13 protein-coding genes are annotated in these 14,667 nt (G+C 70.0%); 2 read left to right on the top strand and 11 right to left on the bottom strand.

The features are described 5' to 3' along the window. Window positions 1–29 precede the first annotated feature (29 nt). The 4 genes from BJ992_RS03670 to BJ992_RS03655 all read right to left on the bottom strand — a co-directional run bounded on the left by BJ992_RS03670 (window position 30) and on the right by BJ992_RS03655 (window position 4,285). A complete protein-coding gene (locus tag BJ992_RS03670) occupies window positions 30–512 on the bottom strand; it encodes a histidine phosphatase family protein (RefSeq protein WP_184978538.1) in 483 nt (160 codons plus the stop codon). A 147-nt stretch (window positions 513–659) separates the two neighbouring features. Next, window positions 660–2,996, bottom strand: coding sequence for a sodium-translocating pyrophosphatase (locus BJ992_RS03665; RefSeq protein WP_184978537.1), 2,337 nt, complete (start codon window positions 2,994–2,996; stop codon window positions 660–662). A 468-nt stretch (window positions 2,997–3,464) separates the two neighbouring features. Then, the gene (locus tag BJ992_RS03660; protein ID WP_184978536.1) at window positions 3,465–3,932 is read right to left on the bottom strand and encodes an ATP-binding protein; all 468 of its coding nucleotides are present in this window, start codon (window positions 3,930–3,932) and stop codon (window positions 3,465–3,467) included. Between the two features lie 2 nt (window positions 3,933–3,934). Then, complete coding sequence (locus BJ992_RS03655) at window positions 3,935–4,285, bottom strand: STAS domain-containing protein (RefSeq protein ID WP_114029683.1); 351 nt, start codon at window positions 4,283–4,285, stop codon at window positions 3,935–3,937. A 155-nt stretch (window positions 4,286–4,440) separates the two neighbouring features. Here BJ992_RS03655 and BJ992_RS03650 point away from each other — a divergent pair, with 155 nt between their 5' ends. Beyond that, entirely contained in the window at window positions 4,441–6,759 is a 2,319-nt protein-coding gene (locus tag BJ992_RS03650; protein ID WP_184978535.1) for a DEAD/DEAH box helicase, read from the top strand. Between the two features lie 470 nt (window positions 6,760–7,229). Here BJ992_RS03650 and BJ992_RS32495 read toward each other — a convergent pair whose 3' ends face one another. Then, complete coding sequence (locus tag BJ992_RS32495) at window positions 7,230–7,607, bottom strand: Rv3654c family TadE-like protein (RefSeq protein WP_343072485.1); 378 nt, start codon at window positions 7,605–7,607, stop codon at window positions 7,230–7,232. 84 nt (window positions 7,608–7,691) lie between these two features. Here BJ992_RS32495 and BJ992_RS32490 point away from each other — a divergent pair, with 84 nt between their 5' ends. Next, window positions 7,692–8,000 (top strand): hypothetical protein, encoded by a 309-nt coding sequence (locus tag BJ992_RS32490; protein WP_246496512.1) that lies wholly within the window; start codon window positions 7,692–7,694, stop codon window positions 7,998–8,000. Window positions 8,001–8,080: 80 nt separating this feature from the next. On the opposite strand, the gene BJ992_RS03640 is transcribed toward BJ992_RS32490, so the two are convergent. The 6 genes from BJ992_RS03640 to ssd form a co-directional block, all read right to left on the bottom strand. After that, a complete protein-coding gene (locus BJ992_RS03640) occupies window positions 8,081–8,410 on the bottom strand; it encodes a TadE family type IV pilus minor pilin (RefSeq protein ID WP_184978534.1) in 330 nt (109 codons plus the stop codon). A gap of 632 nt (window positions 8,411–9,042) precedes the next feature. Then, window positions 9,043–9,405, bottom strand: coding sequence for a DUF4244 domain-containing protein (locus BJ992_RS34110; protein ID WP_343072484.1), 363 nt, complete (start codon window positions 9,403–9,405; stop codon window positions 9,043–9,045). Window positions 9,406–10,136: 731 nt separating this feature from the next. Then, window positions 10,137–10,574 carry a type II secretion system F family protein gene (locus BJ992_RS32480; RefSeq protein WP_343072483.1) on the bottom strand — a complete coding sequence of 146 codons (438 nt, stop codon included), beginning with the start codon at window positions 10,572–10,574 and terminating at the stop codon, window positions 10,137–10,139. Between the two features lie 717 nt (window positions 10,575–11,291). After that, the gene (locus BJ992_RS03625; protein WP_184978533.1) at window positions 11,292–12,080 is read right to left on the bottom strand and encodes a type II secretion system F family protein; all 789 of its coding nucleotides are present in this window, start codon (window positions 12,078–12,080) and stop codon (window positions 11,292–11,294) included. Between the two features lie 145 nt (window positions 12,081–12,225). Further along, window positions 12,226–13,380 (bottom strand): TadA family conjugal transfer-associated ATPase, encoded by a 1,155-nt coding sequence (locus BJ992_RS03620; protein ID WP_184978532.1) that lies wholly within the window; start codon window positions 13,378–13,380, stop codon window positions 12,226–12,228. Beyond that, window positions 13,377–14,432 (bottom strand): septum site-determining protein Ssd, encoded by a 1,056-nt coding sequence (ssd, locus tag BJ992_RS03615; protein WP_184978531.1) that lies wholly within the window; start codon window positions 14,430–14,432, stop codon window positions 13,377–13,379. The genes BJ992_RS03620 and ssd overlap by 4 nt, the downstream gene beginning before the upstream one ends. Window positions 14,433–14,667: the final 235 nt, after the last annotated feature.

Below are 14,667 nucleotides of genomic sequence, written 5' to 3'. Positions count from 1 at the left end.
TCCAGCGCCGTCGTACGGTGGCCGGCCGGTCAGTCCTTCGGGTTCCAGCGGTGGGTCAGGCGGCCGTCACCTGGACCGAGATCGGGCCAGGCCTCTGTGGTCTCGATGACGGCGAACGCGCCGGGTGGGAACTTGTCCAGATCACGGGCCAAGGTGAGGCTGACGACCAGTTCGTGGACACCGGGGTTGTGGCCGACCAGCAGGAGAGTGGAGACCTCGTCACCGGTACGGCGGATCAGTTCGACCAGTTCGTCGGGGTAGGCCTCGTAGATGTCGGTCTCGATGTGGACCGGCGCGTCGGGAGACAGTTCCGCGAGCGCCAGTTCGGCCGTACGGCGGGTGCGCTCGGACGGCGAGCACAGCACGAGATCGGGTGAGAACCCGAGGGACTTCAGCGTGTCCCCGGCGCGGCCCGCGTCCCCCTCGCCTCGATCGGTCAGCGGCCGCTGCCGATCGGCCAGCCCGGGGACATGCGCGGCCTTGGCATGTCGCAGGACGATAAGGGTGTTCACCCGCCAACTATGCCCTACGAGAGACCGGGAAACGTGTACGGCGGACCGGCAAGAACCCCCGACGAACCCGGCATCCCCCAAACAACCTGGAAAAGACACCAGGCGCACGGCAGGATGCCGTGCGCCTGGTGTCTCAGTGAGAACCGGTCAGCTGGAAACCTTCTCCGGCTCGACCGGCGTCGCACCCGAGCCACCCGCGGGGGCGATGCTCGTGGAGCGCCGCTTGGACACCACGATGGCGGCCACGACGATCCCGACCGCGACCACGGTGACACCGATACGCAGCACGGCGTTGTCGGCGTACGTCACGACGGCCGGGGCGATGAGCAGCGCGACAAGGTTCATCACCTTGATCAGCGGGTTGATGGCCGGGCCCGCGGTGTCCTTGAACGGGTCGCCGACGGTGTCGCCGATGACGGTGGCGGAGTGGGCCTCGGAGCCCTTGCCGCCGTGGTGGCCGTCCTCGACGAGCTTCTTGGCGTTGTCCCACGCGCCACCGGAGTTGGCGAGGAACACGGCCATCAGCGTGCCGGCCGCGATGGCACCGGCGAGATAGGCGCCGAGCGGCGCGTACCCGAGGGCGAAACCGACCGCGATCGGCGTCATGACGGCGAGCAGACCTGGAGTGGCCAGTTCACGCAGCGAGTCGCGGGTGCAGATGTCCACGACTCTTCCGTAGTCCGGCAGTTCGGACCCGGTCATGATGCCGGGCTTGGTGCGGAACTGCTCGCGTACCTCGAACACCACACGGCCCGCGGCCCGGCCCACCGCGCTGATCGCCAGCCCGGAGAACAGGAACACCACCGCGGCGCCGATGATGAGACCCACCAGCACGTTCGGCGAGTCGACGCTCAGGTTGAACGAGGCGAACTGTCCCAGCGCGTTCTTGACGTCCGCGCTCGCCGTCGCGAGCTGTCCTTCGACCGCGGTGCGGAACGACCCGAACAACGCCGTGGCCGCGAGCACGGCCGTCGCGATCGCGATGCCCTTGGTGATCGCCTTGGTGGTGTTGCCGACCGCGTCGAGCGAGGTGAGGATGCGCGCACCCTCACCCTCGACGTCACCGGACATCTCGGCGATGCCCTGCGCGTTGTCGGAGACCGGCCCGAAGGTGTCCATCGAGACGATGACACCGACCGTGGTGAGCAGGCCGGTGCCGGCCAGGGCCACCGCGAACAGCGCCACGGTCACGTTGCCGAAGCCGAGCAGGAACGCGCCGTACACCGCGCCGCCGATGAGGAGCGCCGAGTACACCGCGGACTCCAGGCCGACGGCGATACCGGACAGGATGACCGTCGCCGGGCCCGTGAGCGAGCTCTCGCCGATCTCCCGCACGGGACGGCGGTTGGTCTCGGTGAAGTAGCCGGTGAGCACTTGGATGGCGCTGGCCAGCACCAGGCCGACCAGCACCGCGCCGATGGCGATCAGGCGGGGGTCGGAGTCGAGACCGGCGACGGTGGGGCTGACGCCGGACAGCTCGGAGAACGACGCCGGCAGGTAGGCGAACGCCGCGACGGCCACCAGGACGGCGGAGATGATCGCCGAGATGAAGAAGCCGCGGTTGATGGCGGCCATGCCGTTGCGGTCGCCGGCGCGAGGAGCGGTGGTGAAGATGCCGATGACGGCGGTGATGACACCGATCATCGGGACGATCAGCGGGAACACCAGGCCCTCGGTGCCGAAGGCGGCGCGGCCGAGGATGAGGCTGGCGACCAGCATGACGGCGTACGACTCGAACAGGTCGGCCGCCATGCCGGCGCAGTCGCCGACGTTGTCACCGACGTTGTCGGCGATCGTGGCGGCGTTGCGCGGGTCGTCCTCGGGGATGCCCTGCTCGACCTTGCCGACCAGGTCGGCGCCGACGTCGGCCGCCTTGGTGAAGATGCCGCCGCCGACACGCATGAACATCGCGAGCAGCGCCGCGCCGAAGCCGAAGCCCTCCAGGACGCTCGGCGCGTCACCCTTGTAGGCGAGCACCACGATGGCCGCGCCGAGCAGGCCGAGGCCGACGGTGAACATGCCGGCCACGCCGCCGGTGCGGAACGCGATCCGCATGGCGACCTTCTCGCCCTGCTCACGCGCCGCGGCGGCCACACGGACATTGCCTCGCACGGCGAGCCACATGCCCATGAAGCCGGTCAGCGCGGAGAACGCCGCGCCGACCACGAAGAACACAGACCGGCCGATCGCCACGCCGGTTGACTCAGCCGGCAGCAGGAACAGCAGGAAAGGGATGAGCACCACGAATATGGCAAGCGTCCGGAACTGCCGCGCGAGGTACGCCGCAGCTCCTTCTTGTACGGCACGCGAGATGTTCTGCATGCGCTCAGTGCCCTGACCGGCACCCAGCACCTCACGTACGAGACCGCCGGCGACGGCGAGCGCGAGTAGCGCCACCGCCGCGACCACGATCACGATGGTCAGGTGGGAACCGCTAAGGGATACCGCTGCGGCGTCGTCAGCGGCTAGATAAAGCCCAGACATCCGTCCTCCTCGGCCTGACGGGTAGGTCCGAGCTCGGACCGCGCTGCGAAATCGAGTCGGGGGGCGGCGCGCATCCGAGCTGGATTGGCAGTGCCGCTTCCGGTAGCGTCCGCAGACCTCCCGCAGGGCGTCGTCGATCTGCGGGGACAAAACCTTGGCCGGTGCGGGGAGTCTACGCAGGCATCAGCCAGATATGAAGCCTCTCCCCCCGGCCAATCGGGAACCCGCCGAGCAGGCAGTGGGGCTTTGCCCTGCAACAACGCGGTTTTCCCCACTCCGGCTCGCGCGACCTCCATGTTACGGCCAAGACTCTATTGCCGAAAAATTGCGTCCGAAAAAGCTGCGGACATACCGAAACACCCGGTCCGTGTGGACCGGGTGCTGGTGTGGGTAGCGAAGGAGCGCCGTCATCCGGGCATGACGAAAAGAACGGCGGGCTCGGGAAGACGTGCGGCCGGGCCCTTGGCCTCAGATGGCCGGAAGACCGGTGGCGGCGGGCCAGCTCATGCGGATCCGCAGCCCCTTGGCGCTCGGGTACACCTCGACGTCGTCCGCCAGGGCGGCGATGACCGCGATGCCGAAACCCGACATCAACGTGTCGGCCGGCAGAAGACTGGCGAGCGCCGTGCCGTTGACCGGGGTCGGCGTGCCGTCGTCGTCCTGGTAGGCCTGCTCGAGATCGTCACTCGGTGCCGAGTCGGTCACCGTGACCTCGAATCGGCCGGAGTCGTCGCGCAGCTCGATGCGGATCGGCTCACCCGGGCAGTGGACGCGGTGCGCCTCCACTGCCCGGGAGCAGGCCTCTCCGACGGCGAGCCGCACTTCGTCCAGTAGCGCCTCGGCCACACCGGTGCGGCGCGCTATGGCCGTGGCGACCAAGCGCGCCGTGCGGACGTGCGCCGGCAGGGCACTGAACGTCAGCTCGACGGTGGCCATGACTACTTGTCTCGGCCGTGAGCTTCCTTGGCCTCTTCGACCGAGGCGTAGATCCCGAAGACCTTGGTCAGCCCGGTGATCCGGAAGATCTTCAGGATGCGTTCCTGAGTGCAGACGAGCTCCAGGGAGCCGTCGTGCGCACGAACGCGCTTGAGCCCGCCGACCAGCACACCGAGTCCGGTGGAATCAAGGAAATCGACCTTCTCCATGTTGACCAGGAGGTGGAAGTTGCCCTTGTTCACGAGGTCGATCAGCAGCTCTCGCAGCCTCGGCGCGGTATAGACATCGATCTCACCCTCGACTTCCACGATGGTGAGCCGGTCTTCGGTGTGGTGGTCCAACTTCAGATCCACAGATCCTCCAGCGCCTTGCCTGCTGAGTCCACGACGAGGGGTCTGACATGCTGGGACCCCAAGTCCCGGCACGCAATACCCTGACGCGCGGCATTCAACCACGCCCCGTCTCCGTGTCTATACGAAATCACGACTCCGGGCGACTCTCCCCCAAGATGCCAAACTGGAAACCAGTGACTGCGACCACATCAGCCTCCCGCCGGGCCGAGCCGCTGCTCGGCCGGCTGCTCGCCGTGCGCTCGCGCCGGGAGCGTGTCACCCATGTCGAACACGTTCCCGCACGTCAGGCGGGTGATGCACGCTGGCCGGAGTGGGTCGGCGAACCGCTTGTCAGCCGTCTGCGAAATCTGGGGGTCGACGGCCTCTGGGACCACCAGACGGCCGCCGCCGACCTGGCCCATCGTGGCCAAAACGTGATCATCTCCACGGGTACCGCCTCGGGAAAATCTTTGGCCTACCTGGTGCCGGCCATGTCGGAGATCCTCACCGGCGGCAGTGTCCTGTACCTGACACCGACCAAGGCGCTCGCGGCGGACCAGTTGCGCGCCGTGCGGCGGCTCGACCTGCCGCAGGTGCGTGCGGCGACCTACGACGGGGACACTCCGGCCGAGGAACGGCAGTGGGTGCGGCGCAACGCCAACTATGTGCTGACCAACCCCGACATGCTGCACAGATCCATCCTTCCCCGGCATTCGGCGTGGACGTCGTTCTGGCGCCGGCTCAAGATCGTCGTAGTGGACGAGTGCCACGGGTACCGGGGGGTGTTCGGCTCGCACGTGGCGCAGATCCTGCGGCGGCTGCGCCGGATCTGCGCGAAATACGGCTCCCGTCCGGTGTTCGTGCTCGTGTCGGCCACCGTGAGCGACCCCGCGGCCGCCGCGATGCGCCTGACGGGCCTTGAGACGGCCGAGGTGACCACGGACGCCTCTCCCCGGGGTTCGACCACCTTCGCACTCTGGGAGCCGCCTCTGACGGACCTGCGCGGCGAGCGTGGCGCACCGGTACGGCGCACAGCGACCGCGGAGACCGCGGACCTGCTGTCCGACCTCGTGGTGGACGGCGTGCGCACCCTGGCGTTCGTACGGTCCCGGCGGGCCGCGGAGAGCGTGTCGCTGATCGCGCGGGACAACCTTGAGGAGATCTCCCCGGAACTTCCGGCTCAGGTGGCCGCCTACCGTGCCGGGTACCTCGCCGAGGACCGCCGGCGGCTTGAGAAGGCGCTGCGGGACGGCGAGATCATGGGCCTCGCCACCACCAACGCGCTGGAGCTCGGCATCGACGTGTCCGGCCTCGACGCCGTGCTGATCGCCGGCTGGCCCGGCACCCGCGCGTCCCTGTGGCAGCAGGCCGGCCGCGCGGGACGCGACGGCCAGGACGCGCTCGCCGTGCTGATCGCCAGGGACGACCCGCTGGACACCTACCTCGTGCACCACCCCGAGGCGCTCTTCGGCCGACCGGTGGAGGCGATCGTGCTGGACCCGGACAACCCCTACGTCCTCGGCCCCCACCTGTGCGCCGCCGCCGCGGAGGTCCCGCTCACCGAAGCGGACCTCGCGGTCTTCGGCCCGTCCGCCGCCGAGGTGCTGGACGGCCTCGTGGACCGTGGCATGCTCCGCCGTCGCGCGCAGGGCTGGTTCTGGACCCGCCGCGAACGCGCCGCCGACCTGGCCGACATCCGCGGCTCCGGCGCGTCTCCAGTGCAGATCGTGGAGACGGCCACCGGCCGCCTGCTCGGCACCGTGGACGAACCCTCCGCGCACAGTGCCGTCCACACCGGCGCCGTCCACCTCCACCAAGGCGACACCTACATCGTGGACGCTCTGGAACTGGACGCCGGAGTGGCCCTGGTCTCCCCCGCCACCCCCGACTACGCGACCTTCGCCCGCGACATCACCGACATCGCCGTACTGGAAAGCCTGCGCTCCCGCCCCCTCGGCCCCGGCGAGCTCCACTTCGGCACCGTGGAGGTGACCAGGCAGGTGGTCTCGTTCCTGAAGCGCCGCCAGCAGACCGGCGAAGTCCTCGGCGAAGAACCCCTCGATCTCCCGCCGCGCACCCTGACCACCCGCGCCGTCTGGTGGATCCTCCCCGACGAGGCCATAGCGCCTCTGCTCCTGAAGGGCCACGACCTCGCCGGCTCCGCACACGCCGCCGAACACGCCTCGATAGGCCTCCTCCCCCTCTTCGCGACCTGCGACCGCTGGGACATCGGCGGCGTGAGCACCGAACGCCACCCCGACACCAGCCTCATGACCGTCTTCGTCTACGACGGCCACGAAGGCGGCGCCGGCTTCGCCGAACGCGCCTACGCCAAAGCCGAATCCTGGCTCACCGCCACCCACCAGGCCATCCAGGCCTGCGAATGCCAAACAGGCTGCCCCAGCTGCATACAAAGCCCCAAATGCGGCAACGGCAACGACCCCCTCGACAAACAAGGCGCCAACCACCTTCTGAAGATCCTCCTGTCCCCTTGACGAGACCCACCGGCCCCGCCGTCCACCCGGACCCGGCAACCAGCGACCACTGCTGACCGAGCACCGTCACCAGGCGAACACGTGTCCATCAAATCTCCGACCGCTTCTGCGGGACACCGGCAACGTCGTCAATCTTGGGGAGCTCGGCGCAGCCGACAGAGATAGCCGGCGAACCCGGCCAGCATGGCGACGGTGTCCAGCAGGAGGTCCACCGCTTCGGGGCCAGGGTGGGGGCGGGTCCGGCGGCGGCCCGGACGTCCCAGGTGTGGTGGGTGAACTCGCTGACCCACACGACCACCTCCAGAGCCCTCACGACCCTTGTCTGAGTCCTCATGCCGTCCATGTAGACCAACGGCCATCCGCACGACCCACACGACCGTCCGCCAGAGCCCTCGCGACCGCCTTGCGGAGTCCTCAAGCCGTCCTGCCGGCACCTACAGCCGTCCACTCCAGAGGAGGGACCACCGACGTCAGCGAGGTCCGGCGCGGGCCTCGGCCGTCAGTGATCGCTGACCGAGGACGGGGATCGATAGCTTCACGCGCACCCGGACCTGGACGACACCGGTCCGGACGACGCAACCGCTCAAGGTGGCGTGATTGGCGACGGCGAGCGCGCGTGCACGACGGCACGCGAGAGCAGGGTCCGCCAGAGCGTGGACGGCACCGGCGAGTGCACTGAGGTCGGCGGCGGCCCCGGCTCGATGCCGCGCCACCCGGACCACCCCCGCCGCCACCATGACCCCCGCGACCAGCCCGACAAGCACCATCACACAGACCACCCAAACCGTCGCACCCCCCTCCTCGGCCCCCCTCCGCCAGGAACGCGACTCCCTCGAACAGCCGGCCACAGAACCGGCGAACCACACAGGCGCACGCCGATCACACCGTCCGCCAGGATGTGCTGCCACGCCTCCCAAGCCATTGATCCCGTGATGGACCACACGAACAAGAACCTCACCCGGCCGCCTGACACGGCACCCAAGACCGTCACCCAGGCGAGCCGCCGCAAGAAGGCGCCGGAGCCACCGCACAGCGTCCCACCGCCCCGGCGCCACAAGGAGGAACCCACAGTGACCAGGAAGCGACCCACCCCGGCACAAGCCACCGGCCCCAGCGACAGCGACAGCGACAGCGACAGCGACAGCGACAGCGACAGCGACATGCCACCAGCCGTCCCCGAGGCCCACCGACCTCAAAAGCCCACCGGACGAAGCGACGGACCTCAGCGAGCCCTCAACTGAACCCGCAGCTCTCCTCCCAGACAAGACACCGCGACCCAGAGGAATCCCCCACATCGCCACCGCACCCGGCAAGACGAAGCTCATGGAGCCCCCTCCTGAACTCCCGGCTCCGTCGCGGACGTGGCGTCGGCTCTGATGACGACCCCAGGGATGAGACCCGCTCCACCCGGTCGCATCGTGGCTGTGACGGTGACACGGCTGAGGTCCGCGTCCCGGGTGATCGCGACGGCGGCCCCGGCCGGAGCGGCTCGTCCGGTCACCTGGCGCACCACATCGAGCGACTCACCCCGGGCAGCAGCCCTGGCCCCCGCTCTAGCAGCGTCCACGCACTCAAGCTGGACCGCCACCGCCGCCACGGCCCACAGCGCGCCACCGAGCACCAGCGCCAGCACCGGCAGACCCACCGCCATCTCAGCGGTGACCGACCCCAGCTCGCCACGCTTACCCCGCGGCTCACAGGCACCGCCGGCAAGAAAGTGCCGAATGAACCGCACAGGCGAAACCTGCCAGGTCTCCCCGCCGTCCACAGAACCCGGCCGAGGAAGCCGATCGTCACCTCGCAGACGTCCAGACCGGTCAAAAGCCTGCCGAGCAACGACCGGCTTGCACCCACCGATCCTTCCTCCCAGGTCACGGCTACCACCGCCACGGAAGAAACCGGACACGCCGTGCCACCGGCAGGAGCCTGACCATCTCCCCCGCCACAGCACCCACCCGAGGACACCGACCGGCACCTTGGGGCACTCGGACTGGCCACGCTCCCGAAGATCAGCGACCGATTCCCACTGACGGCACTCTCGTCCCACTTCACAAGCACCACCGGCGCCGAAGAACCCGACTCGCCATGCCACCGACACCAGCCAGCTCGCTCCGGGAGGCGCAAAGCACGGCCCAGAATGTCTGCCGGCATCTTGCGGACGTCCCAGCCGGCCGCAAGCCTGCCGAACAACGACCGGCTGCCACTCAGTGCGCTCTCGTCCCGCGTCACAAGCATCACCGAGGCCGAAGAACCCGACTCGCCGTGTCGCCGGCAGCAGCCTGGTCATCCTGCGAGACGCAAAGCGCGGCCGAGGATGTCGGCCAGCATCTTGCGGATGTCCGGGCTGGTGACGATCTTGTAGAGGAGGCCCGCGAAGGCGCAGGCGGCGATGGTGCCGACGGCGTACTCGGCGGTGGACATGCCGGCCTCTCCGCGGCTTCGTGCGGCCAGGTAGACCGCCTGTCCGGAGCCTTTGAGCCACCTGCCCACCGCGCGGACCTGGCGCCTGGCTCGGCGGCACCCGGCGGCCATGGCTCGGAGGATGAGCAGCGTGCCGTAGACCTTCCTCAGCCGCCGTGCGGCGATGACGCTCGACGTCCCCGTGCTGAACGCGTGCCGTCCCTGTGAACAGATCCACCGACGCATGTGATCTCCTTGAAGAGCTTCCCGCCTGGACGGACCTTCCGTCCGGTGCGGCGAACGGGGCCATGCTCGCGCGATCCGCGCCTCCGATTCCGGCCTGAGTCTCGTTCTGTGGATAACTCGTCGAGCCCGTGCGACCAGCCCATTCCTGTCCTCAGGCCGAGCCGTAGTTCGACCGACCCCTTACCGGACATGGCTTGCACGGACCGACATTTCGCGGCGTTGAGGCTCAACTCATGCGGGTGCGGGCCGGGGTCGATGTCCACACCCGGCCCACTTATCCACAGGTACGTTCTCGACCGGCCGGCGGCCCACTGTGTGACGGAGTCGCGTGTGATCGGCTACACGGATGTCGGAGCCGTGACGGCCCGGGCCCGACCGGCCACCGGCGAGGAATCCGTCCATGGCGGGGAACCCGTCACCTTCGTGCCGGTCGGGTCGCGAGCATGACGGGGGTGCGCGTTTGGACGACCTCAGACGGCCTCGGACGGCCTCGGACGGCCTCGGACGGCCTCGGACGGCCTCGGACGGCCTCGGACGGCCTCGGACGATCCCGGACGATCCCGGACGGACTCGGACGGACTCGGACGGACTCGGACGGACGCTGAAAGGTTCAGGCGAACTCGGGCCGTGCCGGGCGGTGATGGCGCAGGATCAATCAGCTTCAGACGGACTCAGACGGATACTGAGAGGCTCAGGCGAGTTCGGTGGCGACGGATGGTGGTGGCGGAGGATCAATGGCCGAAGGCCTGGGTGGCCAGTCCGGCGACGATCGGGATGATTCCCAGGAAGACGAAGGCCGGCAGGAAACACAGGCCCAGGGGGGCTATCACCTGGATGCCGGCACGTCGTGCGGCGGCCGAGGATGCGGCGCGGGTCTCGCGGACGGTGTCGTCGGCGAGTCTGGTGAGGACGTCGGCCACAGGTGCGCCGCTCAGGGCCGCTCGGATCATCTCCCGTGCGAGGCTCGACAGGGCCGGGTCGTCACGTAAGACCGTCCATGCCTCTTCAGGGCCGGCGCCGAGCCTGAGCCTGCCTGTGACTGTGGAGAGAAGCGTCCCGACGGGGCCGTCGACCGCCTTGGCCGCGGCCTCCACGGCGCCTCCCACCGGCAGTCCGGCGCGCAGGCACGCGACCATGAGGTCCAGGGCGAACGGGAGGTCCGCCTGCACGCGTGCTCGCCTCCGCGCTTCCTGCGGTGACTCCCCCCGCCGGGCCATGGCCACTCTGACGAGCCCGGCGCACCCCCCGGCCACCGCCCCTGGCACCCCTCCCACCACCAGCGCCCCCACCAACACCGCACCCGCGACGACGGCCACCTCCCGGCCCCGGCCTGCCGTGGAGGCGCCACCGTCGCCACCAGCACGTCCGTCCGCCGAGCGAACAGCCGCATGGCCGCGCGTCGTCGGCCGCGCGGCCGCTCGACGTACCGGGGCTGCGTCGTGGCGTATCAGGGCCGCGTCGGAACCACCGCTTCCCGCGGCCTCGCGCGAGGAGGCGGCCCTGTGAGAGCCGAGGGCCAGGCGGGTGAGGCGGGTATGAGCGATAGTCGGCATCGACCAGGTCCAGACGGCCAGAGCGGCCAGGACGGCTGCGGCAACGGCTACGGCGGTCAATCGGGAGATCCTTAGGCGGTGTCGGTGGAGAGCGCGCGGAGAGTCAGACGGTGTCGGTCGAAAGCGCGCAGAGGGTCAGGCGGAGTCGGTGGCCAGCGCGCCTAGGGTCAGATGGTGTCGCGGTGGAGTGTGCGCAGAGGGTCAGGCGGAGTCGGTCGAAAGCGCGCCGAGGGTCAGATGGTGTCGCCGAGGAGTGTGCGCAGAGGGTCAGGCGGTGTTGGTGGCCAGCGCGCCGAGGGTCGGATGGTGTCGCGGTGGAGTGTGCGCGGAGGGTCAGGTGGTGTCGGTGGCCAGCGCGCGGAGAGTTAGGTGGTGGGTCCAGGTGAGGCCGGCGGTTGTGAGGGTCACGCCGAGGGACAGGCAGGCGAGGCCTGCGGGGGTGTGGAGCAGGAAGGCGAAGGGACGTAGGCCCAGGGCTGTGCCTAGGAGGAGACCCAAGGCGGGGAGTGCGGCCAGGAGGCGGGCTGTGGCTCGTGGGGCCGCCAGTTGGGACGCTACTTCGGCTCTGTGGGACGCGGAGTCGCGTAGGGCCGCGATCACGCGCTCCAGGAGAGCGGTGAGGCCGGTACCGACGGTGGGGCCGACCTGCCAGCAGGCCGCCAGGCGGCGGAGGCCCTCTGTGCCGTGCGGTGCGGCGGCGTCGGTCAGTGCGGCGGGAACGTCTCCGCCGTCGCGAGCGGCGGCGATCACGGGGTGGAGGAGCTCGGGGTCGGGGCAGTCGAGATCGGTCAGCGTGCGGGCCAAGGCGTCGCCTGGTGGCCGGCCTACAGCCAGCTCGGCGACGATGCCCTGGCACACGGCGATCGAAGCCTTCTGCCAGGCCGCGCGACGACGTGTGGCGCCGAATCGGCCGGTGAACTGCTCCCATCGCGCGTGGATCCGTCTTCCGGCGGGTCGGCGGCGCAGGAGCGTTCTCAGGTGCGCGCCTGGGTCACGCCATGAGGATGTGATCATGGCGCCGTCGCGGGACCGGTTCAGCGCACGCAGACGAGCGGCCGCCTCGCCGGCGGTACTCCACATGAGCGTCGCCGCCACGATGAGCCCCATGGCCGACCAGATCACCTTGGCCTCCTTTTCGGTCCGGACATAAATAGAGAAACCTCAAGCGTCACTCAGGTCACCCGTGTCCCGTCATCTCCGCCGGACATTCGCGAAATCGGACTGTCCGCACTTGCCGTGCACAACTCGTGTGGCGGGCTGTGGGGATTCATGGGTGTCTGGTCAGACGCGTGTGGAAGGCGTCGTGAGCGGGGCCCGGGACGGGAGAGCCTTGGGGTGGGAAGGTCAAGGCGGGGATGGGTTCGACCAGGCCGGAGGGGTGGCGTCGCAGCAGGCAGATCTGGGAGAGGCGGCGAGGGCCGCCGGTGGGGGTCCGGGTCATGTGGATCACGGCGTCCAGGGCCGCGGCGATCTGGCTGTGCACGGCCATTCTGGGGAGGCCGGCGGGGCCGGCGAGGGCTTCCAGGCGTGCGGGGACGTCTTCGGGGGTGTTGGCGTGCAGGGTGCCGCAGCCGCCGTCGTGGCCGGTGTTCATGGCGCTCAGGAGGTCGGTGACCTCCTCGCCTCGGACCTCGCCTACGACCAGGCGGTCGGGACGCATGCGGAGGGCTTGGCGGACCAGGTCGCGGAGGGTGACGGCTCCGGCCCCTTCCAGGTTGGGGGGTCTGGTCTCCAGGCGGACCACGTGAGGGTGGACGGGACGCAGCTCGGCGGAGTCCTCGACGAGGATCAGGCGTTCTCTCGGGTCGGCGGCGGAGAGGAGTGCGGACAACAGGGTCGTTTTTCCCGTGCCGGTGCCGCCGGTCACCAGGAAGGCCATGCGGGACGTGACCACGGCTCTCAGTGCGGCGGCGCCTGGGCCGGGGACCAGGTCTTCCAGGGTGAAGGACTGGCGGGGAGGCAGACGCAGGGACAGGCAGGTGCCGTCCGGGGCTATGGGAGGCAGGATGGCGTGGAGGCGCACGCCGCCGGACAGGCGTGCGTCGACGTACGGGCTGGCGTCGTCGAGGCGGCGGCCCGCGGCGCCGGCCAGGCGCTGGGCCAGGCGGCGCACCTCACCGTCGTCCGCGAAGGTCACCGGGGTGCGTCTGAGACCGAGCCCGTCGTCGACCCACACGTCACGGGGGCCGTTCACCAGGACGTCGGTGACCTCGGGCTCGGCGAGCAGGGGCTCCAGGGGGCCCGCTCCGATGAGGTCGGCTCTCAGCGCGCGGGCCACCGCGAGGATCTCCGCGTCGCCGAGGACCGCCTGCTCGGCACGAAGGGCCGCCGCGACCTGTGCGGCGGTCGGCTCGCCGCCCTCTCTCGCCAGGCGGAGACGTACGGCCTCCACGAGCTCCACCGGCACTGTGGCACGTCTCATGAGGGCTCCTCGGGGAGGCTGCCGGTCAGGAAGGCGTGGCAGAAACGGGCCAGCGGGGTCTGCGGGGTCAGCGGCGGCGCGAGGCCGCGATCGAGGTGGTCGGCGAGGTTGCGCTGGTCGGGGAGGAAACCGAGGTGAGGGGTGTCCAGTGAGCGGGTGATGATGTCGGGGGTGAGCGTGCCCGGACGGGTCACTGTGCGGACGCACTGGGTGTGTTTCTGGAGCTGCGGGAGGACCTGTGCGGCGGCGAGCACCCCTCGGACGTCTGAGGGGACGAGCAGGAGGGTCACGGCGGCGCGGGACAGCGCCTCGGCCGCGGCCGGCGTGAGGTGGCGGGGGACGTCGACGACGATGAGGTCGCAGCCTCTGTGGGCCGCGCCGAGGACCGCGCGCATCGCCTCAGGGGGGATGGCGGACGGTGCGCCTCGGTGGCCGGACAGGACGGTCAGGTCGCCGAAGGTCGGCAGAGCGTCTTGAAGCGCTGCGTAGCTGACCCTGCCCTCGCGCTCGGCGATGCCTGGCCAGCGGGCTCCCACGGCGTGCTCCTCGCCGAGGAGGACGTCGATGCCGCCGCCGAGGGGATCGGCGTCGACGAGGAGCGTGCGCATCTTCCTGCGTGCGGCGACCAGGGCCAGGCAGGTGGCGAGGACGCTGGCCCCTGAGCCGCCTCGGCCGCCGACGACGCAGACGGTCTCACCGGAACGGGTCTCCGGCTCGCATGCCTCTGCGAACTCCTCCACAAGCCGCCGTTCCGCCTCCGGGAGGGTGAGGACGGTGACGGCCCCGACCGCGACGCATCTGCGCCACACGGACGGGTCGTCGGCGCCGCGGGTGACGAGGAGCACTCCTTGCCTCGGGGGTGGACAGGTGGCGGCCAGCGTGTCGGCGACGTCCACCCCCACGACCACGAGAGGTGCATGCGTCCAGAACGGCCTGGCGTGTGCCGCCGCGTGGGCCACGTCGATCTCGACTCCGGCGGCGGCGGCGATCCGCAGGAGGTCGTCGAGCAGGTCCTGGTCATCGGTGATCACTAATGGACGGTGGGTGGTCATGCGGGGACTGTGCCGGGCCGGCGCGGTCGCCGCTTCGGCCGAATGGGGTTCTGTGGATAACTTGACCGTGTACGGCCAGAGCAGGCGAGAGCGACGCTCGCTGTGCGGTTCCCGACGGCGGGAAGGGAGAAAAAGGGCGACCCCCGCCGGGGGGGAGAGCGGGGGTCGCCTTACGGTCCGGCTCCGGGGGGGTAGAGCCGGCCCGTTTCCGAAGAAAGCTTTCAGCGAGGGCGGC

The sequence above is a fragment of the Sphaerisporangium rubeum genome (genome assembly GCF_014207705.1).
Taxonomy (GTDB): Bacteria; Actinomycetota; Actinomycetes; order Streptosporangiales; family Streptosporangiaceae; genus Sphaerisporangium; species Sphaerisporangium rubeum.
The sequence above is the reverse complement of the archived record's forward strand: the minus strand, read 5'-3'. Positions and strand labels throughout refer to the sequence as shown.